The organism is Aliiroseovarius crassostreae (assembly GCF_001307765.1).
GTDB classification, from domain to species: domain Bacteria; phylum Pseudomonadota; class Alphaproteobacteria; order Rhodobacterales; family Rhodobacteraceae; genus Aliiroseovarius; species Aliiroseovarius crassostreae.
In genome coordinates this window covers 57,148-80,622 of the sequence record NZ_LKBA01000009.1, presented here as the reverse complement: position 1 = coordinate 80,622, position 23,475 = coordinate 57,148, and the positions used below count along the sequence as shown (strand labels likewise).

Genomic DNA, 23,475 nt, shown 5'->3' with positions numbered 1-23,475 from the left:
CCTGGTGCCGGATCGGGCGATCGGGTAGGGCCCGAAAACCGCCCGCCTCCCCCTTCAGGCCAATATCCCGATGGCGGGCCTCTACCTAGTCTTGCCCTTAAGCCGGTCGATGCCTGCAACAGGGACACAAGGCCGCGCGTGACGCAGAACTGGGAGGATAAAATGCGGAACCAAAAATCACTCGTGATCCTGGCAACAGCGATTGCCGCGATGGCGACCAGCGCCCATGCGGGCAAGCTGGACGATGTCCGGGCGGCAGGCGAACTGGCCTGTGGTGTCAGCGAAGGCGTGCCGGGCTTCTCGAACCCGAACTCCGAAGGGGTCTGGACCGGTCTGGACGCGGACATCTGCCGTGCGGTCGCGGCGGCAACGCTGGGCGATGCAAACGCCGTGCAGTTCGTGCCTCTGGCCTCCAAGCAAAAGGTGCTGGCCGTTTCCAGCGGTCAGGTTGACATGACCTCGCGCACCACCACCTGGACCATGAAGCGTGATTCGGCCGAAGGCGTCGATTTCACCTCGGTCGTCTATTACGATGGTCAGGGCTTCATGGTGCGCGCCGATGCTGGTGTAACCAGTGCGAAGGAACTGGACGCGGCGACCGTCTGTCTGACGACGGGCACCACGACCGAGCTTAACATGGCCGATTTCGCCCGTGCCAACGGTCTGACCCTTGAGCCGGTGGTCTTCGAGGGAAAACGCGAGGCGGTCGAGGCCTATGCCTCGGGCCGGTGTGACGCCCTGACCACGGATTCCAGCCAGCTTGCGGCCTTCCGCGCGGGCTTTGCTGACCCGTCGGCACACAAGATCCTGCCCGAGATCATCTCGAAAGAGCCCCTCGCCCCGTTTGTCGCACATGGCGACAACCAGTGGAAGGACATCGTGACCTGGGTCGTATACGGGCTGATCACCGCAGAGGAAATGGGTGTGACCCAGGCCAATGTTGCCGAGATGAAGGAAAGCTCGACCAATCCGAGCATCCAGCGACTGTTGGGAACGTCCGGCGACACCGGTGGTTTCCTCGGGCTGAACAGCACGTGGATGGTCGATACGATCAGCGCGGTTGGCAACTATGGCGAGATCTATGAGCGCAACCTGACCGCAACGCTGGGTCTGGAGCGCGGCGTAAACGCGCTGTGGACCGATGGCGGCATTCTCTATGCGATGCCGGTTCGCTGATAGCTCCTATCCTTGATCTGAAACACTCGCGGTCGGCCTTTTGGGTCGACCGTCCTCAGAAACAGAATGGTGAATCCTGATATGCCTTCATCCAAGAAAACGGCAGCCTGGTCCCCGGGCTCACTCCTGTCACAGGGAGGGGTATTGTTCGTCGTACTCGCGATCCTTTATGTCCTGTTCACGAATACGCAGGAAAACCTGGCCATCCGTGGGATCGAGAGCGGTTTCGCCTTTCTCGGCCATGAGGCGGGCCTGCCCATCGGCGACAGTCTGATCGACTATTCCCCGACCCGTAGCTACGGATATGCCTTTCTGGTCGGGATCCTGAACACGCTCTTTGTCTCGGTTCTGGCCATCGTGTTCTCAACCCTGCTGGGGATCGTCATCGGCGTCGCGCGGGTATCGCGCAACTGGCTGCTGGCCAAGGGCGCAGCCATTTACGTCGAGACCCTGCGCAACCTGCCACTGCTGCTGACGCTTTTCTTCATCTATACGGTGGTGCTGGCCGCATTGCCGCATCCGCGCGATGCCATCGCGCTGAGCGACGGTATCTTCCTGTCCAAACGCGGGTTCTACCTGCCCCGGCCGGTTGCCGAAGACGGGATCGGACTGTTTCTTGGGGCCTCTGCCGTGGCGCTGGTTCTGGCGGTGATGTTCTGGCGTTGGGCCAAATCCTATAAGGTGCGTACCGGCCGTTCGGTGCCCGGGCTTCGCGGTGGGCTGACGATCTTCCTTGCCCTGAGCGGGCTCGCCTTTCTGGCCAGCGGGCAGCCTCTGACCAGTGAACTGCCGGTCTACAAAGGGTTCAACTTCAAAGGCGGTCTGTCGATCAAACCCGAGTTTGCCTCGCTGCTGATCGGTCTGGTTCTCTATACCGCAGCGTATGTCGCCGAAAACGTGCGCAGTGGCATCCAGTCGGTTCATGCCGGACAGATCGAAGCCGCCAATGCCCTGGGTGTTTCCAGCGGCGTGGTGACGCGGATGGTTCTGCTGCCGCAGGCGCTTCGCGTGACGATCCCTGCAACCACCAACGACTATGCCAGCCTGGTCAAGAACAGCTCTCTCGCCGTAGCGATCGGTTATCCCGACATGGTTTCGGTCGGGGGGACGATCATCGGCCAGAACGGTCAGGCGATCGAAATTATCGCAATGTGGATGGCGGTCTATCTGACCATCAACCTCATCATCTCGCTGGGCATGAACACGCTGAACGCCCGTGTGCAGCTTGTTGAAAGGTAACGCAATGTCTCAAGATTCCATCCTGTTCCAGCCCAAAGCCGCGCGCCCGGCACCCGCGTCACAGATCGGACCGATCGCCTGGCTGCGCGCCAATATGTTCGGCGGCTGGAAGGACACCGCAATCACGCTGTCCCTTCTAGCGGTACTGCTGGCCGTTGTCCCCAATCTGATCGAGTGGCTGCTGATCAACGCCACCTTCTTCGGCAACGACGAGACATGTCGGCAAAACGCGGGTGCCTGCTGGCCCTTCCTGCAAGCGAAGTTCGAGGTTCTGATGGTCGGTGTCTATCCACAGGACCTGTCCTGGCGCCCCGCCATCGCCACGATTGCGCTGCTGGTTCTGGCCGGGTTTACATATGCCGACCGGATCCGCGGAATTGCCCTGATCGTAGCCTGGGCGCTGCTTCCAATCTTTGCCCTGATCATGATCGGCGGTGCCTTCGGCATGCAAGAAGTTGATCAATCGCTTTGGGGCGGGTTGATGCTGTCGGTGCTGCTGGCGCTGGTCGGTGTGATCGTCTCGATCCCGCTGGGTGTTCTGCTGGCGCTGGGGCGCCATTACGGATCGCCTGCGGTCAAGGCAATCTGCGTCGCCTTTATCGAACTGGTCCGGGGCGTTCCGCTGATTACCATCCTTTTCATGGCTTCGGTGATGATGCCGCTGTTCCTGCCGCCGGATCTGGTGATCAACAACCTGCTGCGCATCCAGATCGGCATGATCCTGTTCTCGTCCGCCTACATGGCCGAGGTCGTGCGCGGCGGGCTGCAGGCCATCCCCAAGGGACAGACTGAGGCCTCGCTTGCGCTGGGTGTGTCGCCGGCCCGCACGATCATCTTTGTCGTGGTGCCCCAGGCACTGCGCCATGTCCTGCCCCCGCTGATCGGACGCTGCATCGCGCTGTTCAAGGATACCTCGCTGGTGATCATCGTCGGCCTTCTGGATTTCCTGGGCATGGTCCGGGGGGCCGCACTCGACCCCGAATGGCTGGGTTTCCAGGCTGAGGCCTATGTATTCGCCGCCTTTGTCTACTGGCTGATCTGCTACAGCCTCAGCCTTTACGGACGCGCTCTTGAACGTCGCGGACCTGCCGGTTCCACGCGCTAATCGAACACTGGAGACACCAATGACTGTCAAAATCGAAAGCCATATCGCATCCGGCGAAACCGTCATCGAGATGCAAAAGGTTAACAAATGGTACGGCGAGTTCCATGTCCTAAAGGATATCGACCTGACCGTATCCAAGGGCGAGCGCATCGTCATCTGCGGCCCGTCGGGATCGGGGAAATCAACCCTGATCCGCTGCATCAACCACCTGGAAGAGCATCAGGAAGGCATGATCACCGTAAACGGCACCGTGCTGAACGAGAACATCAAGAACATCACCCATATCCGCCGCGAGGTCGGCATGGTGTTTCAGCAGTTCAACCTGTTTCCGCACATGACAATCCTCGACAACCTGTGCTTTGCCCCGGTCTGGGCGCGCAACATGCCGCGCGATGAGGCCGAGGAAACCGCCTGCCGCTATCTGGAGCGGGTCGGCATCGGTGCGCAGAAGGACAAGTATCCCGGCCAGCTGTCCGGCGGCCAACAACAACGCGTCGCCATCGCGCGTTCGCTGTGCATGAACCCTTCGGTAATGCTGTTTGACGAGCCGACCTCTGCGCTTGATCCCGAAATGATCAAGGAGGTGCTGGACGTGATGATCGAGCTGGCCGACACCGGCATGACCATGATCTGCGTCACGCATGAAATGGCCTTTGCCCGATCGGTGGCCGATCGGGTGATCTTCATGGATGGCGGCGAGATCGTCGAACAGAACACGCCAGCCGCGTTCTTTGATAATCCGCAGGTGGATCGCACCCAGAAATTCCTGAGCCAGATCCTGTCACACTGATTCAGTCGGAACCAAAAGGGAGGATTGGCCATTACCAGCACGGTTGTACTTGTGCAGATCGTTGGATCTGTAGCGTTGATGCTTTGGGGCATTCGTCTTGTCCGCACGGGGTTCATCCGTGCCTTTGGCGGCTCACTTCGGCATTATCTCGGGCTGGCGATCAGTGGCCGGTTCACCTCATTCTGGGTTGGGCTGGCGATCACGGTATTCCTGCAAAGCAGCACCGCGACGGCATTGATCATATCGTCCTTCGCCTCCAAGGGGCTGGTACAGACGCCAGCGGCGCTTGCGGTGATGCTGGGGGCGGATGTGGGGACGTCGATCTCGGCCCAGATTCTGTCGTTCAACCTGTCCTGGCTGGCCTACGCGGCCATCCTGATAGGCTTTTTCCTGCATGGCCGGGGTGGACGCTTCGCTACCCGCCAAATCGGTCGCGCCATCGTCGGGCTGGGCATGGTTCTGCTGGCGCTCAGCCTGATCCGCATGTCCTCACAGCCGTTGCGAGAAGCCGACGGGCTGGCCTATGTTCTTTCGGCGCTTGAGGGCGAGGCCCTTCTGACCCTGTTCCTGATGGCGGTGCTGACCTGGCTGGTGCATTCCAGTCTGGCGGTGGTGCTGCTGACTGCCTCGCTAGCCAGCGCGGGCATCGTTCCCGCTGGCACCGGGCTGATCATGATTCTGGGGGCCAATATCGGCGGCACAATCCCTCCGATCATCGCAACGCTCAGCACCGGCCCCCAAAGCCAGCACGCCGCCCTTGGCAACGCAGGTTTCAAGCTGCTTGCCAGCCTGCTGGTGTTGCCGTTCTTGCCCTGGGTAAGCGACCAACTCCAATCCTTTGGCGGCGCAGCGCAGGCACTGGTGAATTTCCACATGGCATTCAACCTGCTGGTGGCCACGCTGTTCCTGCCCTGGGTACAGACCGCCGCTTCCCTGCTGGCGCGTGTCTTTCCCGATCCCGGCGTCGGCGCCGCCGAACCGGTCACAAAATATCTGGATAAGGAACTGATCTCTTCGCCCGTTCTGGCCCTAACCAGTGCCACGCGTGAGCTTTACCGGGTAAATGAGAGGATCGAGGATTCCCTGGCCCTGCTGTCGGTTGGCATCGCCGCACGAGATCAGGTCGATGTGCAGGGCGCCCAAGAAAATCAAACGCGAGTCGCCAAGATGCTGGAGGAGTTCAAGTTCTATCTGACCGATATCACCCGCGAGGAAATCTCGGAAGGTGACAGTGCCAAGGCGATGAACCTGCTGCTGATCGCGACCAATTTGGGCCATGTTTCAGAACTGGTAACGAATGCCGTCGAACTGACAGCCTCGACCTCGCAAGAGCAGATCCGGTTCTCGGATGCCGGAGCCGCCGAGTTGCTGGAGATGCTGGAGATGATCCATCAGGGTATCCGTCTCGCATTGTCCGCCGCGCTGCTTGGCGACGCCAAGGTACGCAAGACACTGCAAAAGGGACGCAAGGAACTGGAGCGGATGGTGGACGAAAGCCGCCAGGCCCATTTCAGTCGCCTTGCCGAGGGCACCCTGTCCTCGATCAGCACCACATCGTTGCATAACGAACTGCTTCGGGATTTTTCACGCATCTATTATCATATTTACACTGCATCCAAGATCGGAGGCCGGGACAGCTCTGTCATGATGCACTGATAGCCATGGAAACAGCATACCTGAACTGCTAGTCTTGCTGCGGATAGGGGGAGAGCGCAGGCAATGACTATTGTGTTAATCGTGGATGACCATCATCTGATCCGGGCAGGTGCGAAGAACCTACTGGAAGGTGCCTTTTCGGGCATGCGTGTCGAAGGGACCGAGACGGTATCGGACGCGCTGGCCTTTCTGGGTGCAGAGAACACGGTTGATCTGGTTCTGCTGGATGTGCACCTGCCGGATTCCGATGCAATTGACGGGCTGATCCGCCTCAAGCAGTTCGATCCCTCAAATGCGGTGGCGCTGATCTCGGGGCACACGGATTATGATCTGATCAGGGTCGCACTGGAGGCTGGAGCGGATGGTTTCATCCCCAAATCAGCGGACCCGCAGGTCCTGATACACGCAGTGTCCCTGATCCTGGAAGGCGAGATCTTCCTGCCCCGCTCTTATCTGCAAGGAGGGATGACGGCAGAGACACCGGTGCCTTTGGATGTTTCCGAACGGCCCGAGCAAAGCCTCACCCCCCGGCAACGCGATGTCTTTGAGCTGATGTGCAAGGGGTTGGCCAACAAGGAAATCGCAAGATTACTTGACCTGTCCGAAAGCACAATCAAATCCCATGTATCGGCCATCTTCAAACAGATCGGCACCACCTCACGCCTGAAAACAGTCGCGAATTTCCGGCAGGAAGGGGCCGTTCCTCCGTCCGTATCCGAAGACTGAAAAGATCGACCCTCGCCCTCGCGACACTCGTCATCTATTGGGTTTGAAGCCTGACCCTGAGTTACGCCAGATCAGCGTGCATTTGCTTCACGGTGCGGCGTTCTGTGCGCGACTTCCGTGTCTGTGCCAGAAGCAAGGCAAACAGCCGGCCTACGTATAGATCAAGTTTTCTCGGCCGCGCTGGCGTCTTGAACTTCAGCTCAACCGCGCCTTCGAGCAGGTACATCCTGATGGCATTGCGGGACAGGCCAGCTCGCCGCAATCTCTCGCGGATTGGCATTTTTTTACGCAATGCCAAGGGCTCTGTTGCAAGCTTTTCTCAACTTTTTTCAAGCTGGCAAGGCGGTGTCGAAGGAGGCAAGCCATGAGTGCTTTCAAAGGGCGTCATTTCACGGGTGAGGTCGTGCTTTGGGCGGGTCGGTGGGACTGCCGCTGTGGCATCAGCTAAAGCGTTTCGCCTTCATTATTGTGTCTCAATAATAAGGCGACCCGCTTTCTGGGCAAGGCCATAAAGGGCTGCAAGGACTGGAAAAAACCCAGTAAGATCAACACAGAAAAGGCCGCATGTTCAATCTGACCCGCGACCCCATCGGCGAAAAGCGCATGATCGAACGTGCCTTTGGTGTTGGGCCATGTGTCATGCCAGAGACAATGGCGTGGCTTGAACAGCAGCGCGCAGCATAATTGTGCCTATCAGAAGGGCGATTGCGGCCTGCCGAAAAGTTTACAAAAGAGCCGGAATTAACGCCCCACATCCTCGGGTGCGATGGCAACGGTTTTCACGATCGCGTTCATGGGCTGTCCCGGTGCAAGCTGCATGGAGCCGGCGGACCGGCGGGTGATCCGGGCCAGGAGTTTTCCTGCGGGTGTCGTCAGGGATACGATGGCCCCCGGACCATCCCCCACACGCAGCTCTTCAATCACGCCCGGCAAGACATTGAGCGCAGACATATCACCGGGCAGGTCCCGGGCCAGAATCACATCCTGAGCGGCAATGCGCAGGCGCAGCCTGCTCCCGGTAGGTTTTTGGATATGGGGGACAAAAAGCGGTACGCCTCCTGCGTCCAGCTCGGTCAGGCCATCCTCGTGCTGAACAGCCACCTGCGCCCGCAAAATGGCGCCCACGGCGCGCGGGCCTTGCGGGGTAAAGCCCGGATCCGCCAGCACGTCTTCTGCCGGCCCCACTTTGAGGATCCGCCCCTGATCCAGCGCCACAACGGTGGTGGCCAGACGCGCGACTTCTTCGGGGGCATGGCAGACATAGAGGATCGGCAACGCGATCTCATCCCGCAGCCGTTCGAAATAGGGCAGAATTTCAGATTTCCGCGCCTGATCCAGCGCCGCGAGGGGCTCATCCGCCAAAAGCAATTTTGGACGGGCTAGCAAGGCACGCCCAATGGCAACACGCTGTTTTTCCCCGCCCGAGAGGCTGGCGGGACGACGGGCAAGCAACGGGGCGATAGCCAGCATGTCGACCACCTGATCAAAGCTGGCAACAGTATCGGGTGCCGAGGGACGGCGGCCGAACCAGCCCCCGTAAGCAAGGTTCTGACGCACGGTCAGGTGTGGAAACAGCCGCGCTTCCTGAAACACATAACCCAACCCGCGCTTGTGTGGCGGCAGCCAGATCCCCCGTGACGTATCCCCCAGCACCTCGTCCCCGACCACAACCCGACCCTGATCCGGGCGCAACAGACCTGCCACCGCATTCACGACAGTTGTCTTGCCGGACCCAGACGCCCCATAAAGCACGGTCAGCCCATCCGGAGCTGTAAAGTCCAGATCCAGATCCATGCCGGAAAACCGGTGTTTCAGCCGGACGTCAAGCATCCTCGCCCCCGATCCGTTTGGCCAATCGGTGCGCCAGCACTTCCGAGGCGACAAGAGCAACCATCGCAATGGCGATTGAGATCACCACAAGGCGCGTGGCCGCCGCCTCGCCACCTGGCACTTGCAAGAACGCGTAAATGGCCGATGGCAGGGTTTGGGTCTGACCGGGAATGTTGGACACAAAGGTAATGGTGGCGCCGAACTCTCCCATCGCCTTGGCGAAGGCCAGGATTGCCCCGGTCAGCAGGCCGGGCAGGATCAACGGCAAGGTGACGGTGAAAAACACCATGACCTGCGAGGCCCCAAGGGTCGACGCGGCCTGTTCCAACTTGCGATCCACCGCCTCGATTGACAGGCGGATGGCCCGCACCATCAAAGGAAATCCCATAATGGCCGCGGCCAGGGCGGCCCCGGTCCAGCGGAACGCAAACACCACACCAATCTGCCCGAACAGCCAGCCCAAAGGCCCGTTGGGACCAAAGCCCACCAACAGCAGATACCCTGTCACCACCGGCGGCATGACCAGCGGCAGATGCACCAGCCCGTTCAAGATCTGTTTGCCGAAAAACTGCCCTCGTGCGAGGAGTAACGCCACCAGCACACCCGGCGGCAGGGCCAGAAGCGTTGCCCAGAAGGCAACCTTGAGCGACAGGCGCACCGCGTCCCATTCCTGTGGCCCCAGCCAGTCCATCATTGCATCCCCTGCCCCGGAACCTGAAACCCGTGGCTTCGGAAACCATCCTGCGCACGAGGACCCATTAGCCAGTCGAGCACCTCGCGCGCGTCACCAGCTGCGCCCAGGGTCAACGCCGCCGGATAGCGGATCGGCGGATGCGTATCCGCCGGGAAGACACCGATAACAGGGGTGCGTGGTTCAGCCTTTGCGTCACTTTCATAGACAATCCCCAGCGGAGCGGCCCCCTGTGCCACGAGAGCAAGGGCAGCGCGCACATTGTCGGCCTGCGCAACCTGCGGCATCAGCGCCTCCCACTTGCCCAGCGATTGCAGCGCCGCCTTGCCATAAATACCGGCAGGCACCGCATCAACCAGCGCCATGGCAAGCCGCCCTCCCTTCAGGCGGGCACCAAAGTCGAAACTGTTGTTGAGATCAGCCGCCGCCCCCTGCCCCACCAGGACCAGCCGGTTGCCAACAAGGTCAGTCCGGCTGGTGGGCTGGGTCAGACCTTTGGCCTCCAGATAATCCATCCAGTCGGGATTGGCGGAAATAAAGATATCAACAGGGGCGCCATACTCGATCTGCCGCGCAAGCGCCGAGGTGCCGGCAAAAGACAGGGTCAGCTCATGCCCGGTGGCATTTTCCAAAACCGGCGCAAGATCCTCCAACGCGGTTTTCAGGCTGGCCGCGGCAAAGATTGTGACCTGACCGGCCACGGATGGCACCGCAAAGCACACGGAAAGCGCAAGGGCCATAAGGGATTTGATCAGGCGCGAAAACATGTGCGGAGAGTGACGGGTTTAGGCAAGAGCGACAAGATCAAATTAATCTGAGGCGGCGCCTGCGCTGCCCTTTTCAGGGCAAAGCCCAAACCCCTTAGGGTTTGGGCAAAAATTTCGGGTCATTACGAAAAAGGCGGGCGGAGGAGAAGCCTGCGCCCCCGCCGTTACTTTGCATTGAAGGTGAAAAGCTGTTCACCCGACAGACGATAGCCGTCGATCAGGGCTTTTGCCCGGTCCGAGACCAGCCAAGCCTCAAGTTTTGCGACCAGTTCAGATTTCACATGCGGGTGGCGTTCCGCACTGATCGGCAAATAGGCGTATTGATTGAACAGAACCTTGTCCCCCGCAAAAAGCAGTGCCTGATCGGCCTTATTGGCAAAGTTCAGCCAGCTGGCGCGGTCCGAAAGGATATAGGCCCCCATCCCGGCAGCGGTATTGAGCGACGCGCCCATGCCCGCCCCCACTTCCCGATACCAGTCCCCGGCCGGGGCCACTTCGGCTGCCACCCAGAGGCTGCGTTCCTTTTTGTGGGTGCCGCTATCATCGCCGCGACTGACGAAAGGCGCCTCGGCTTTGGCAATACGCGCCAAGGCATCTGCGGCACTGTTGGCGCCGGCAATCTGCGCCGGGTCGGATTTCGGGCCGATCAACACAAAGTCGTTATACATGATCTCGGTGCGATGGGGGGCAAAGCCTTCAGCCACAAACGCCTCTTCGGATTTGCGCGAATGCACGAGGATGGCATCCACATCCCCTGCCCGGCCAAGCTTCAGCGCCTGCCCGGTACCCACGACCAGAAGCTGCACTTCAAGCCCCAGATCATTCTGGATTTCCGGCAACAGCACTTCGGCCAGACCAGAATTGTGAAATGAGGTGGTGACCGCCATCTTCATACTGTCCGCCTGTGCCAGCCCGGTCAGCAACAGGAGGGCAAAAAACCCCGTCAGGATCTTCTTCATTCGACAATATCTCCGTTTATGAATGCCCGCGCCGCTTCGGTGGCGGGGGTGTTGAAAAACTGGTCCGCCGGGGCGGCCTCATGGATCTGGCCTTTGTGGACAAACCAGACATCCTGGGCCAGACGGCGGGCCTGGCCAAGATTGTGGGTCGACATGATGATCCGGCGGCCGCGTGAAATCTCGTGCTGCAACACATCCTCGATCTCACGGGTGGCGCGCCCATCCAGCGAGGCACAGGGCTCATCAAGAAACAAAAGTTCCGGTCGCAGGGTCAGGGCACGACCAAGGGCGAGCTTCTGGCGTTCTCCGCCCGACAGGACCCGCGCGGGGCGGTTCAGGGCAAAGCTCAGACCAACCCGATCCGCCACCTCTTCCACCCGTGCCGCGATGTCAGTCTTGGGCATTTTGCGCAGGGCCAGCGGATAGGACATGTTTTCGCGCACACTGCGCCGCATGATCACCGGGGTCTGGAAGACAAATGCCTGGGCGGCCAGCGCCTCGGGCCGTGGGCAGCCATAGGTGATCTGTCCGCCACTCAGCCGCTCGATCCCATGCAGCGCCCGCAAAAGCGTGGTCTTACCGGCCCCGTTTGGACCAAGGACAATCGTGACCCCCTGCCCTTCTACGGTCAGGTCAAGCGGACCGATCAGGTTTCGGCCCCGACGGCGCACGGTGACTGCGCGGGCTTTGATCGGAAAGAGGGATTGGGAGGACATCACCAACGTCCCTCCTGTTCGGTATGGCTAAGGGTGTGGATGGCGATATTCACCGCGACGGCAAGGCCAATCAGGATAAAGCCCAGCCCAAGCGCCATGGCAAACTCCCCCTTGCCGGTTTCCAGCGCAATGGCGGTTGTCAGCACCCGGGTGTGGTGGTCGATATTGCCGCCCACAATCATGATCGCCCCGACTTCGCCAATCGCACGACCAAACCCCGCCAGCGCAGCCGTCAGGAGGGCGCGACGTCCATCCCACAACAGCGTGCCCAGGCGCTGCGGCAGGGAAGTGTTCAGCGAGATCAGAAGATCGCGGTAATCAGACCAGAGCTCTCGCAACGCCTGCTGCGTGATCGACGCAATCAGCGGCACGATGATAATGACCTGCGCAATGATCATGGCGGTTGGCGTGAACAGCAGCCCCATGACCCCCAGGGGACCGGAACGTGAGAAGATCACATAGACGATCAGCCCTACAACCACGGGGGGCAGACCCATCAGCGCATTCAGAACCGCGATGGTCAGACGGCGATGTCGGAACCGGCGCACCGCCAGCAACGCGCCAAGCGGCAGGGCGATGGCCGAAGCGATCACCACGGCGGAACAGGTGACGGCAAGGCTGCGCAAAGTGATCTCGACCAGATCGCGGTCAAGCGAGATCAGAAGCCACACGGCCTGCACCATCCCGTCCCACAGATCATTCATGGATCATCCCCGCTGGTCATCCCGGTTTCACGTCTGACGAAACCTATCAGAATACCGGACGCGCAAGCAGCAGGTTGCGACAGGTGGCGGGCAGGATGCGCCCCCGCATCCTGCGGTATACCGGATGTTCTGCTCAGTCTTGCAGCGACACCCACAGCACCTTGGCGTCTTCCTTACTGGTCGACACGCAGCCATGCCCCATTCCACTGTCATAATAGACACTGTCGCCCGGCCCCATCTGCAAGGGGCGGTAATGTTCGGTATAAAGTGTCAGCGTGCCGGAGAGGACAAACATGAACTCTTCGCCGCTGTGACGCACCCAACCATCAAAATCCGCCGCCTCGCGCGCCTTGATGGTCGAGATATAGGGCACCATGCGTTTTGACGTCAGTTCGTTGCACAGGAGTTCATGGTCATAGGTGCGCGTTTCCTTGTGTTCGCCCTGCCCTGACGGGGTGAAATCGCGGCGGCCAGAAATATCGGACTTGGCGGATTGCACGAAAAGCTGTGGGGTTTCCAGTTCCAGTGTCTGCATCAGGCGGCGAATGATATCGAAACTGGGCTTTGTCTGGTTGTTTTCGATCTTGGACAGGGTCGACCTGCCAATACCTGCCGCCCCTGCGGCTTCTTCCAGTGTCAGCCCTTTATCCTTGCGCGCTTCTCGAATCATTTTACCCAGAACCTCACCATCCGGGGCCTGTTCTACATCCGCATTTGCAATGTTTTCCTCACGTGGAATCCATTCCATCGGCACTTTTCTCCCTATTTTCTAAAAGCCTATCCCTGCACACTTTACATGTCAAAATCCCGACATGTGCACATCGGCATACTTTTGTTGCCCATTGTGGAAAAGTTTCCTATAAGGAACGCGCTTCGCGTAACGCTGAGGAAAAGACGCCGCTCCGACCACCAAAAGCGACACGTGAACCAGACCAAACCGCGCCAAACGGGTCAGGCCGAAATTGGCGCGGCGGGATGAGCGCTATGGAGAGGAAACCATGGAAGCGTTGAACGATATCGTAGGTGCAATCAATGGCGTCGTGTGGGAGCCGCTGATCCTGTTTCTTGGGGTAGGGTTTCTGCTTCAGGTGATGCTGCAATTCATGCCGCTCCTGAAGCTGGCCCATAAGGAAGGCTTTGACCACATCATCATGGCCTCGTCCAAGGGCGATTTCCCGAATTACGAAATCGGCCCGAACCTGGCCCGCGTGGTGCGCAACGCATATTGCACTGTGACCGTTGTGCGCGACTGACAAAAATCAACGAGTGCCGGTCATCGGCACTCTATCCTACACGACATTACTGGCGGCGGGCCCGCCGAGCTCAGAGGAAAGGCACTGACATGACCGATGCCCCCAAACGCACCCCGCTTTATGACCTGCATGTGGAACTTGGCGGCAAGATGGTTGATTTCGCCGGCTGGGAAATGCCCGTGCAATACCCGATGGGGATCATGGGCGAACACAAGCATTGCCGCGAGAAGGCCGCCCTCTTTGACGTCAGCCACATGGGTCAGGTGATCCTGAAAGGCGAAAACATCGGTGAGAAGCTGGAAACCATCTGCCCACAGGCCTATGCAACCCTGAAAGAGGGCAAGGCCCGCTACGGCTTCTTCACCAATGAAAACGGCGGCATCATGGACGACCTGATCGTCTCAAACGCCGGTGAGTATTTCTTTGTTGTGGTCAACGCCTCGATGCGTCACCAGGACATCCCGCATATGAAGGCCCATCTGGATGGCGTTGAAGTGACCGAGATCTTCGACCGCGCACTGGTGGCCGTGCAGGGCCCGAAAGCCGAAGACGTGGTGGGCGAGCTTTGCCCCGCTGCGCGCGAGCTGAAATTCATGGAAACCACCGTGGCTGACATCAACGGCATCGAATGCCGCATCTCGCGTCTGGGCTATACCGGCGAAGATGGCTATGAAATCTCGATCCCGGAAGACAAAGCCGTCGACTTGGCCCGTGCTTTCCTTGCCCATGAGGATTGTGAACCCGCAGGCCTCGGCGCGCGTGACTCGCTCCGCCTTGAGGCCGGTCTTTGCCTTTATGGCAACGATATCGACAATGACACCTCGCCGATCGAAGCGTCCCTGAGCTGGGCAATCCAGAAGCGCCGCAAGGAAGAAGGCGGGTTTCCGGGGGCTGATCGCGTTCAAAAGGAACTGGCTGAGGGACCGGCCCGCAAACTGGTGGGCATCAAGCCCGAAGGCCGCGCGCCCGCCCGTCAGGGTGTGGAAATCCAATGCGCAGACGGCAACACCATCGGCGAGATCACCTCGGGTGGCTTTGGCCCCACGGTTGGTGGTCCGGTTGCCATGGGCTATGTTGCCAAAGGACATGGCGAAACAGGCGAGAAGGTCAATCTGATCATCCGCGGCAAGGCACAACCGGCTGAGATTGTTGCCCTGCCCTTCGTCCAGCAGAACTACAAACGCTAACGCTTTGAAAACGGCGCGGCGACTACCTTTCCCGCCGCGCCCCACTACCAGACAGGAGAGTCCCTATGACCACCTATTATTCCGAAGAACATGAATGGCTGACCGTTGAAGGGGACACCGCCACGATCGGTATCACCCAACACGCTGCCGACCAGCTGGGCGAAGTTGTTTTCATCGAGCAAAAAGAAGCCGATGATGAATTTGAAAAAGGCGATGAGATCGGTGTGATCGAGTCGGTCAAAGCCGCCTCTGAGATCTATGCTCCGGTGGACGGCGTTGTCGTCGAAGTGAACGAGGATCTGGAAGGCAACCCCGGTTCGCTCAATGAAAGCCCGGAAAGCGGTGCCTGGATCTACAAGATCAAACTGTCCGACGCTGCGCAGCTGGAAGATCTGATGGATCTGGACGGCTACAAAACCTTTATCGGTTAAATCCACCACATCCCCTCACGGCCCCGCCGGACCCGTCCCGGCGGGGGACCCTCCCACGCAAAGGATCACAGCATGGCTTTCAAACTGACCGACTACGAAGCCTATGATTTCGCCAATCGCCGCCACATCGGCCCATCGCCGCAAGAGATGGCCGACATGCTGAAAGTGATCGGCTTCAAAACCCTTGATGAGCTGATCGACGCCACCGTGCCCTCCTCCATCCGCCAGCAAGATGCGCTGGACTGGGGGGATGCAATGACCGAGCGCGACGCGCTTTTCCACATGAAACAGGTGGCGGACAAGAACAAGGTTCTGACCTCTCTGATCGGTCAGGGTTACTATGGCACAACCACGCCTGCCCCGATCCTGCGTAACATTCTGGAAAACCCGGCCTGGTACACGGCTTACACCCCCTATCAGCCCGAGATTTCCCAAGGCCGCCTTGAGGCGCTTCTGAACTTCCAGACCATGGTCTCGGATTTCACCGGGCTGCCCGTGGCCAACGCCTCGCTTCTGGACGAAGCCACCGCCGCGGCCGAGGCCATGGCAATGGCGAAACGCGCCAGCAAGTCGAAATCGAATGCCGCCGCTTTCTTTGTCGACCGCAACTGCCACGCCCAAACCATCGAAGTGATCAAGACCCGCGCCAAGCCGCTGGGGGTCGACGTGACCGTGGCCGACCCGGACGAGCTGGAACCCGGCGCCTATTTCGGGGCCATTTTCCAATATCCCGGCACCTACGGCCATGTGCGTGATTTCACCGCCGAGATCACCGCAATCCATGAACACAAGGGCATTGCAATTGTCGCTGCGGATATTCTGGCTCTGGCGCTTTTGAAATCTCCCGGCGAGATGGGGGCCGATATCGCCATTGGCTCAACCCAGCGCTTTGGTGTACCGATGGGATATGGTGGTCCGCACGCGGCCTATATGTCGACAAGTGACAAGCTGAAACGCTCCATGCCGGGCCGGATCATCGGCGTGTCGATCGACAGTCGCGGCAACAAGGCCTATCGCCTTGCCCTGCAGACCCGTGAACAGCATATCCGCCGCGAAAAAGCCAACTCCAACGTCTGCACCGCCCAGGCACTGTTGGCGGTCATGGCGTCGATGTATGCCGTTTACCACGGCCCCGACGGGATCAAGGCGATTGCACAATCGGTGCACCGCAAGACCTCGCGCCTCGCTGCCGGGCTGGAAGAGCACGGCTTCAAGGTGGATCCGGCCGTGTTCTTCGACACGATCACGATCAAGGTTGGCCCTCTGCAGAAAACCGTGATGGAGGCCGCCGTGGCCCGTGGCGTGAACCTGCGTAAGGTGGGCGACGACCGCATCGGCATTTCGCTTGACGAACAGACCCGCGCCGAGACCATCGAAGCGGTCTGGGGGGCCTTTGGCATCGACAAGAAAGACGACAGTGTCGCCAACCGCGCCTATCGCCTGCCCGACTATGCGCTGCGTGAAAGCGAGTATCTGACCCACCCGATCTTCCACAAGAACCGGGCCGAGGCCGAGATCACCCGTTACATGCGCCGTCTGGCTGACCGTGACCTGGCACTTGACCGCGCGATGATCCCGCTCGGGTCCTGCACGATGAAGCTCAATGCCACGATCGAAATGATCCCGGTCACCTGGCCCGAATTTGCCAACCTGCACCCGTTTGTGCCGGAAGATCAGGCGCTTGGGTATAAGGAAATGATCGAGGATCTTTCCGACAAGCTGTGCCAGATCACCGGATATGACGCGATCTCGATGCAGCCGAACTCAGGCGCCCAGGGCGAATATGCGGGGCTCATGACCATCCGCAATTACCACGAGGCCCGTGGGGAGGGACACCGCAACGTGTGCCTAATCCCGACATCGGCCCACGGCACCAACCCGGCCACCGCTCAGATGGTGGGCTACAAGGTTGTGCCGGTGAAAGCGGATGAGAACGGCAATATCGACGTGGTGGATTTCAAGGCCAAGGCTGCGGAACATTCCGAACAGCTGGCCGCCTGCATGATCACCTACCCGTCCACCCACGGCGTGTTTGAAGAAACCGTGCAGGAGGTCTGCCAGATCACCCATGATTTTGGCGGTCAGGTCTATATCGACGGCGCCAATATGAACGCCATGGTCGGGCTGGCCCAACCGGGCAAGATCGGCGGTGACGTGAGCCACCTGAACCTGCACAAAACCTTCTGCATTCCGCATGGTGGGGGCGGCCCCGGCATGGGTCCGATTGGTGTGCGTGCACATCTCGAACCCTATCTGCCCGGCCACCCAGAGCTGAACGATGCCATTGGACCGGTTTCCGCCGCACCCTTCGGTTCGCCCTCGATCCTGCCGGTCAGCTGGGCCTATGTGCTGCTGATGGGCGGTGCTGGCCTGACGCAAGCGACAAAAGTGGCGATCCTGAACGCCAACTATATCGCGGCGCGCCTCAAGGACAGCTACCCGATCCTTTACACCTCGGAAACGGGCCGGGTCGCGCATGAATGCATCCTCGACACCCGTCCGCTGGACGAAGCGGGCCACGTGACCGTGGACGACATCGCCAAGCGCCTCGTTGACAGCGGCTTCCACGCACCGACCATGTCCTGGCCGGTGGCGGGCACGCTGATGGTGGAACCAACCGAGTCGGAACCCAAGGACGAGCTGGACCGTTTCTGCGACGCCATGATCTCGATCCGCGGTGAGGCGCAGGACATCATCGACGGCAAGATCGACGCGGAAAACAACCCGCTGAAAAACGCGCCGCACACGGTGCGCGATCTGGTGGGGGACTGGGATCGACCCTATTCCCGCGAAGAAGCCTGTTTCCCGGCCGGGTCCCTGGGGGTCGACAAATACTGGTCCCCGGTCAACCGCGTGGACAACGCTTATGGCGACCGTAACCTCGTGTGCACCTGCCCCCCGATGGAGGCCTACGAAGACGCCGCCGAGTAAGGCCTGGCACGTCCAAAACACTCTGCCCCGCCAGTTCGCTGGCGGGGTCTGACCCCAAGCAGGAGACAGAAATGAACCAGATTTCTCCCGCCGCTCTCGATAATGAGACCGCCCTGCCCGCCCCCGCGGCCCACCTGACCATGCATCACGTGAACATTATCCTGCCGGCCCGCGCAAACGCGGCCAGCGCCCAGATGTTCAACGACCTTTTTTCGGCGGCCAATGATCTGGCGCCGAACAGCCTATATGTTGTCGATACCCATACGCTTACCGACAGCCCCGCAAGTGACCCGTTATACTGGCGCGACCGGACCGTCCTGTTTCTGGGGGATATCCGGTCTCGCTGGTCCTTTTCGCGCGAGGAACGTGGCCGCGCCCAACAGATCCTGCGCCTTTCCGGGCGCTCTGTCCTCGTTGGCGGTGCCATCTTTCTTCTGTGCCAGTCCGGTCAGGCCTCTGACCTGCCCTTGGCCATTCACCCAAATTTCCTCGCCGCCGCGGAAGAGGAAGGCCTGATCTGCGGTGATATCGGCATGAAATACGCCTCTTCCGGCCGCATCGACAGCGCCATCAGCAGCTTTGCCGCCCTGACCCTGTTGCTGAAACAATTTGCCCATCGTCACGGCGACTATGTGGCGGGCGCTCTGGGCGACTATATCGGGCTGGAAACCGGCTTTGAGCGCAGCCAGAGCAAATTTGCCCTGAAGATCCGCCAAAAATCCGGGGGTGATCGCCTGATCTGCGCGGCATTGGACACGATGCAGGCGGATCTGGAGCAACCCTTGGCGATCGAAGAACTGGCGGAGCGGCACAATATTTCGTCCCGGCAGTTGCAGCGCCGTTTCATGGACCTGACCGGGGAAACGCCCCTTGCCGTCTATCGAAACCTGCGGCTTGAACGGGCGCATCAACTGATCACGCTGACCAGCATGCCGCTGCGTGAAATCTCTATTGCCACGGGGTTTGGCGCAACATCAAACCTGACCCGCTGGTTCCGCACCGTGTATGAGGTGACGCCCTGCGCGTTGCGACAATCCTCTTACACCGCATCAGCCGCCTGAGTGCAGCGCCCCCAATCTCGGTCAGCTGCTCAGATCCTCGAACAGGCCAGGCACCATATCTTCCCAAAAGGCAAAGATCGCCTCGACATTCAATGCCGAGGTCCATCCATGCCGTTCAAAATCATCCCGCGCATCCGGGTCGGACAATTGGCTCATGAACAGGCGGCGATCAGCGTCTTTTTGTGTAGGGGAACGCTTGTTGGCCACCTCCAGCACACGCCCAATCCGGGCCCCGCGGGCGCGCGTTTGTGGCGTGACCGCCCTGCCCTGCCCGGTTTCCGGTGGCTGGTAATCCTCGGTAATTGCGGCCGACAGGTATTTGACCGGGCTTTTCACCCCATCCCGCGCCTCGACCAGATCAATCTTCTCTGACACATAAACATCGCCATGCTGGCCGATCCACTGGCGCGCCAGGCGATCACTCACACCAAGCCTGGTCAGGCGGTCATAGGTCGCCGTGTTGCGCAGCCCCTTGCCGTCATCAATATCCAGAATGGTCAGCTGCGGGTTGCGTTTGATCAGGAAACGAATGTCCGTCACCGCCCGCCCCATCTTGCGGATTTCCGGCGTGACGATGATGTCACTGACCTTGTTCACCTCTGCCACGGCGGGTTTGATAATCTTGGCATTCAGGTGTTTGAAACTTTTGTAATAGTCACTGTCATCCACCCCCATCAGCCGGCGAAAGATCTCCAGCGTCCACCATCCGGTTGACCCGGTATTCACAAAGCGAAAGCAGTTCTCATAAAGCGCCAGCGCATGCCCGCCGGTAAACTGCCGCTGAATATTCAGGTTTATGAGGGCGAACACCTTGGGGTCATGCAATTTCTCTGCCAACGCAGGGGAATAGGCATATTCGCAGACCCCCCCTTTCAGCTTGGCATAGGACAGCAACGCCGAAACGCCCCATTCCTGCCGCCCCGCTTCGTCCAGCATATCCCATTCCGCAACCGTCTCGGCCAATCCGCGCAACGACGCTTTCAAAGTATCGAAATCGTTTGAGTTATACCCAATCATCGCGCACAGGGTTCGGGCGTCAATCCTGTGGCAGGCCTGAGAGGTCAACGTATCATAGGCATTCAGCAACAGCACGTTGGACAGCTTTCGCTGCAACAGAGACAACTTGCCGGATACGTGGATTGCTGCCACGTTCTTTTTGACGCTTTCACGCCGTAATGCGCCTGTCAGGCGGTCTTTGGGAATCGGGTCCATTCTGCTCGACCTCTTTGAAACTGGCCAACAATCGCATGATAGGCACCTTATGACAAGTCGGCAGCGGGTTCCTTTGCGAAGTTCTGCGGGACCGGAAACAGGTACCTTTGGGAGTTTTAGGTACCCATACACGGGACTGCGGCGCGCCCATTTACCCCAGTTATCCACAAAAAGCGTGAGTTATCCTCAGAAACTGGAGGCAGGGCCCCTTCTCCCTGCGAATCAGACCTCTCCAACACGGGTATTGGTGCCCCTGATCCTGTCAAAGGGTTCCTTTACTCCTGTAAGCAGGTCCCCTAATGAAGTTAAGCCTTTGGAATTGCGTTTGTTTTATGCCCGAAAGATTCTAAATACCTTAAAAAAAATAAAGCATTGTTGTTGCCAATATTTATGGTTTCGTGACGAAACCCTTCCCTTTCCAATCGGATGTTTTCATTGCAACCGTCATGTCATATGGTTTACGCAATAAATGCAGAAAAAGCGCACATATGGGAAAAGCCATGGCTAGAGCAGCTCAAACACCTCCTCCTCCGTATTTCAACATTAACCCAGAAGAGGCCGCAGGCAAACTTTCCGAACCAATTAACACGGCAAGATTTGCAAAGGCTGCCAGCTTTGCCGCGCGTGGTCGGGATGATTTGGCCAAGCGGGGCTATGCGCCGGATGGCCGAAAACGGCTACGTAAGTTTTCAACCTGGGAAGTTTGCAAATACCTCATTCCAGTTGCTCCCGCGCATTTTCGAAGAGTTCTGAAACAAAACCCGTCACTCCCACAAGGAGAAGGCGATGGTGGCTCAAAATGGTTCACATTATCCGACGTTCTGACATTGCGCGATTATTTCGCCGCAGAAGGTGTGTCGACACGTGAATACCGCCCATGGCGCCCGGAAGGATTGGACGCAAAAGTTCTGGCGGTTGCGAATTTCAAAGGCGGTGTTGGAAAGACCTCAACCGCGGCGCATCTGGCCATGTCCGCAGCGCTGGACGGGTATAAGGTTCTGGTCATTGATCTCGACAGTCAGGGGTCGATGACGTCGATCATGGGCGGTCAGGTTGAGGATGAATGGCAAACCGCTTTTCCGCTCATGGCAAAGCACTATGCCCAGTTCTTGGAAGAAGAGAACAAGGTGCGTGCCGCTGCCGGGCACCCTACCCTACCACTTGACGAGACACTCAAGGAGGCGCTGGAATTTGACGCCACGCGCGTTATTCAAAGCACCCATTGGCCAAATATCGATCTGATCGGCGCCCAATTGAACCTGTATTGGGCTGAGTTTCAGGTGCCGGTCTGGCGGATGCAACTGCGCTCCTGGCCGCTTTGGGACGCCTTGACTGGTTTTCTGGAGAGTGAAAACCTGCTCTCTCAATATGACCTGATCATCCTGGATACCCCCCCCGCCCTAGGATATCTGACCATCAATGCCTTGGCGGCCGCCGATATTCTGTTGATCCCGCTCGGCGCGTCTTTTCTAGAATTCGACTCTACGGGCCGGTTTTTTGACATGTTGTATTCCACCTTTGCATCAATCGAAGAGGGAGAAAATGCCATGCGACGTCAGCATGGGCTGGAGGAGGTCCGCTTTGAATGGGATGCGGTCCGCGCCCTGATCACCAGGTTTGATGCGGCTCAGCAGACAGATCTGGCAAATGTCATCCAGGCTTATTTCGGGGATTTCATGACCACCTATCGTCAGGAAGTTACGGCGATGGTCGGGCAGGCTGGTGAGCAAGTGAATGGGATTTATGAGGCTGATTACCGAGAGTTTAATCGGGATACATATGTGCGGGGCCGGGAAACCTTTGATCGCACATGGGCCGAGGTGAAGGAACTGATCCTAGGTTGCTGGTGGCGAGATCTTCAAATGAATGACGCTGAGGAGGTTTGAGATGGCAAAACGACGGAAACTACAAGCCCCTTCAGCAGCTGATCTGGATAGGCTGGAGCAAGAGTTTCGCCGCGAAACCCCCATGAAAGGTGCCATGGCGCCGATTGCCCAAGTGGCGGCGGACGCGGCTGGTCAAAGCCCCGTTCTGGATACGGCATCGCGGGAAAAAATTGCGAAAGACGCCGCAGATGCTGACGAGCTTCGGGTCGCCCGAGGGCGAGGTCTTGTCATGGTAGAGGTTGATCTGAGTAAGATCGACCTTGAGGATATGATCAGGGATCGCGTGAATATCGACCCAGTTGAGCTTGAGGAACTGAAGACCTCGATTTCGGCCAATGGGCTTCGACTGCCCGTAGAGCTTTACGAGTTGAACGACGCAAGCAACCCTCACCGTTTTGGCGTTGTTTCCGGGTTTAGGCGTGTCCTGGCAGTCAAAGATCTCCTTGCTGAAACCGGGCGGGATCAATTCAAGACAGTTAAGGCTCTAATCAAGCCCATAGAGACTGTTCCGGACGCATTTGTCGCCATGGTCGAAGAAAACGAGGTGCGTTCACAGCTGAGCCACTTTGAGCGCGGAAGAATTGCCGTGATTTCGACCCAAAAGGGCGCATTTGAGACTGTTGAGGACGCAGTGTCCGCCTTGTTTGCGTCGGCGTCCAAAGCAAAGCGATCGAAGGTGCGTTCGTTTGCACATGTCTTTGAAGAGATGGGTGACCTGATGTTGTTTGCGTCGGAACTGACGGAGAAGCAGGGGCTGCGTCTAGCGGGTGCCTTGCGCATGGGGCATGTTCAAGCCTTGCGTGAGCGCCTTGCCCATGGAGAGCTGCACTCTGCTGAGGAGGAATGGTCAGCTCTGTTGCCGGTGATTGAAGCGGCGGAAGAAGGCCCAAAAGACAGTACTCGAGGGGGGCGTCCGAAAAATTCACGAAAAGCAGTTTCCGCCAAAGATCGGTTCAAGGCTCTTCGCCGTGGGGAGCCTGTGGTCATAAAGTCCGGCAAAGATGCCAGCGGATTTTTTCTTCGGTTGGAAGGGGCTGGTGTGGACGAAGCCATTATAGAGGCTCTGACTGCTGAACTTACAGCACTCCTCTCGGACTGAAGGAGGTTTCGCCGCGAAACCTTCCTGTGTCTCAGGCCCGCGGGACCGGACTTGCC

The 23,475-nt window shown here is 59.0% G+C and carries 22 protein-coding genes and 1 pseudogene; 14 read left to right on the top strand and 9 right to left on the bottom strand.

The window, feature by feature from the left end; translation table 11 throughout:
- Positions 1 to 162 precede the first annotated feature (162 nt).
- From AKJ29_RS11695 to AKJ29_RS11670, 6 genes are all read left to right on the top strand, one after another.
- Positions 163 to 1,176, top strand: a complete 1,014-nt coding sequence (locus AKJ29_RS11695) for an amino acid ABC transporter substrate-binding protein (RefSeq protein ID WP_055191081.1) — start codon at positions 163 to 165, stop codon at positions 1,174 to 1,176.
- Between the two features lie 144 nt (positions 1,177 to 1,320).
- Positions 1,321 to 2,415, top strand: a complete 1,095-nt coding sequence (locus AKJ29_RS11690; RefSeq protein ID WP_235477505.1) for an amino acid ABC transporter permease — start codon at positions 1,321 to 1,323, stop codon at positions 2,413 to 2,415.
- A gap of 4 nt (positions 2,416 to 2,419) precedes the next feature.
- Positions 2,420 to 3,520, top strand: a complete 1,101-nt coding sequence (locus tag AKJ29_RS11685) for an amino acid ABC transporter permease (protein WP_055191079.1) — start codon at positions 2,420 to 2,422, stop codon at positions 3,518 to 3,520.
- Between the two features lie 19 nt (positions 3,521 to 3,539).
- Complete coding sequence (locus AKJ29_RS11680) at positions 3,540 to 4,310, top strand: amino acid ABC transporter ATP-binding protein (RefSeq protein WP_055191077.1); 771 nt, start codon at positions 3,540 to 3,542, stop codon at positions 4,308 to 4,310.
- A gap of 24 nt (positions 4,311 to 4,334) precedes the next feature.
- On the top strand, positions 4,335 to 5,966 hold the full coding sequence (locus tag AKJ29_RS11675) for a Na/Pi cotransporter family protein (protein WP_235477503.1): 1,632 nt from the start codon (positions 4,335 to 4,337) through the stop codon (positions 5,964 to 5,966).
- 63 nt (positions 5,967 to 6,029) lie between these two features.
- The gene (locus tag AKJ29_RS11670; protein WP_055191075.1) at positions 6,030 to 6,692 is read left to right on the top strand and encodes a response regulator transcription factor; all 663 of its coding nucleotides are present in this window, start codon (positions 6,030 to 6,032) and stop codon (positions 6,690 to 6,692) included.
- Between the two features lie 61 nt (positions 6,693 to 6,753).
- Here AKJ29_RS11670 and AKJ29_RS11665 read toward each other — a convergent pair whose 3' ends face one another.
- Positions 6,754 to 6,990, bottom strand: a complete 237-nt coding sequence (locus AKJ29_RS11665; protein WP_055191073.1) for a hypothetical protein — start codon at positions 6,988 to 6,990, stop codon at positions 6,754 to 6,756.
- Positions 6,991 to 7,056: 66 nt separating this feature from the next.
- Between AKJ29_RS11665 and AKJ29_RS20585 the strand changes: the two are divergent.
- Positions 7,057 to 7,137 (top strand): annotated as a pseudogene (locus tag AKJ29_RS20585) (IS6 family transposase); the annotation flags it as partial.
- Positions 7,138 to 7,433: 296 nt separating this feature from the next.
- Here the strand turns inward: AKJ29_RS20585 and modC are convergent.
- The 7 genes from modC to AKJ29_RS11630 all read right to left on the bottom strand — a co-directional run bounded on the left by modC (position 7,434) and on the right by AKJ29_RS11630 (position 13,107).
- Positions 7,434 to 8,522, bottom strand: a complete 1,089-nt coding sequence (gene modC / locus AKJ29_RS11660) for a molybdenum ABC transporter ATP-binding protein (RefSeq protein WP_055191071.1) — start codon at positions 8,520 to 8,522, stop codon at positions 7,434 to 7,436.
- Positions 8,515 to 9,213, bottom strand: coding sequence for a molybdate ABC transporter permease subunit (gene modB / locus AKJ29_RS11655; protein ID WP_055191069.1), 699 nt, complete (start codon positions 9,211 to 9,213; stop codon positions 8,515 to 8,517). Before modB ends, modC begins: the two co-directional genes overlap by 8 nt.
- Positions 9,213 to 9,980 carry a molybdate ABC transporter substrate-binding protein gene (gene modA / locus AKJ29_RS11650; protein ID WP_055191067.1) on the bottom strand — a complete coding sequence of 256 codons (768 nt, stop codon included), beginning with the start codon at positions 9,978 to 9,980 and terminating at the stop codon, positions 9,213 to 9,215. Before modA ends, modB begins: the two co-directional genes overlap by 1 nt.
- 164 nt (positions 9,981 to 10,144) lie before the next feature.
- Positions 10,145 to 10,939 (bottom strand): ABC transporter substrate-binding protein, encoded by a 795-nt coding sequence (locus tag AKJ29_RS11645; protein ID WP_055191065.1) that lies wholly within the window; start codon positions 10,937 to 10,939, stop codon positions 10,145 to 10,147.
- Positions 10,936 to 11,655: an ATP-binding cassette domain-containing protein gene (locus AKJ29_RS11640; protein WP_055191063.1), complete on the bottom strand. Its 720-nt coding sequence runs from the start codon at positions 11,653 to 11,655 to the stop codon at positions 10,936 to 10,938. Before AKJ29_RS11640 ends, AKJ29_RS11645 begins: the two co-directional genes overlap by 4 nt.
- The gene (locus tag AKJ29_RS11635) at positions 11,655 to 12,359 is read right to left on the bottom strand and encodes an ABC transporter permease (RefSeq protein WP_055191061.1); all 705 of its coding nucleotides are present in this window, start codon (positions 12,357 to 12,359) and stop codon (positions 11,655 to 11,657) included. Before AKJ29_RS11635 ends, AKJ29_RS11640 begins: the two co-directional genes overlap by 1 nt.
- A 133-nt stretch (positions 12,360 to 12,492) precedes the next feature.
- Positions 12,493 to 13,107, bottom strand: coding sequence for a helix-turn-helix domain-containing protein (locus tag AKJ29_RS11630; protein ID WP_055191059.1), 615 nt, complete (start codon positions 13,105 to 13,107; stop codon positions 12,493 to 12,495).
- Positions 13,108 to 13,357: 250 nt separating this feature from the next.
- Here AKJ29_RS11630 and AKJ29_RS20055 point away from each other — a divergent pair, with 250 nt between their 5' ends.
- From AKJ29_RS20055 to AKJ29_RS11605, 5 genes are all read left to right on the top strand, one after another.
- Entirely contained in the window at positions 13,358 to 13,612 is a 255-nt protein-coding gene (locus AKJ29_RS20055; protein WP_074963725.1) for an adenine nucleotide alpha hydrolase family protein, read from the top strand.
- Positions 13,613 to 13,701: 89 nt separating this feature from the next.
- Positions 13,702 to 14,799, top strand: a complete 1,098-nt coding sequence (gene gcvT / locus AKJ29_RS11620) for a glycine cleavage system aminomethyltransferase GcvT (RefSeq protein ID WP_055191057.1) — start codon at positions 13,702 to 13,704, stop codon at positions 14,797 to 14,799.
- A 65-nt stretch (positions 14,800 to 14,864) separates the two neighbouring features.
- Positions 14,865 to 15,230 carry a glycine cleavage system protein GcvH gene (gene gcvH, locus AKJ29_RS11615; RefSeq protein ID WP_055191055.1) on the top strand — a complete coding sequence of 122 codons (366 nt, stop codon included), beginning with the start codon at positions 14,865 to 14,867 and terminating at the stop codon, positions 15,228 to 15,230.
- Positions 15,231 to 15,302: 72 nt separating this feature from the next.
- On the top strand, positions 15,303 to 18,161 hold the full coding sequence (gene gcvP / locus AKJ29_RS11610) for an aminomethyl-transferring glycine dehydrogenase (RefSeq protein ID WP_055191053.1): 2,859 nt from the start codon (positions 15,303 to 15,305) through the stop codon (positions 18,159 to 18,161).
- Between the two features lie 71 nt (positions 18,162 to 18,232).
- Complete coding sequence (locus AKJ29_RS11605; RefSeq protein WP_055191051.1) at positions 18,233 to 19,222, top strand: helix-turn-helix domain-containing protein; 990 nt, start codon at positions 18,233 to 18,235, stop codon at positions 19,220 to 19,222.
- Between the two features lie 21 nt (positions 19,223 to 19,243).
- Here the strand turns inward: AKJ29_RS11605 and AKJ29_RS11600 are convergent, their stop codons facing one another.
- Positions 19,244 to 20,434 (bottom strand): replication initiation protein, encoded by a 1,191-nt coding sequence (locus AKJ29_RS11600; RefSeq protein WP_055191049.1) that lies wholly within the window; start codon positions 20,432 to 20,434, stop codon positions 19,244 to 19,246.
- Between the two features lie 500 nt (positions 20,435 to 20,934).
- Here AKJ29_RS11600 and AKJ29_RS11595 point away from each other — a divergent pair, with 500 nt between their 5' ends.
- Entirely contained in the window at positions 20,935 to 22,320 is a 1,386-nt protein-coding gene (locus AKJ29_RS11595) for an AAA family ATPase (RefSeq protein ID WP_055191047.1), read from the top strand.
- Between the two features lie 229 nt (positions 22,321 to 22,549).
- Entirely contained in the window at positions 22,550 to 23,419 is an 870-nt protein-coding gene (locus AKJ29_RS11590; RefSeq protein WP_235477496.1) for a ParB/RepB/Spo0J family partition protein, read from the top strand.
- Positions 23,420 to 23,475: the final 56 nt, after the last annotated feature.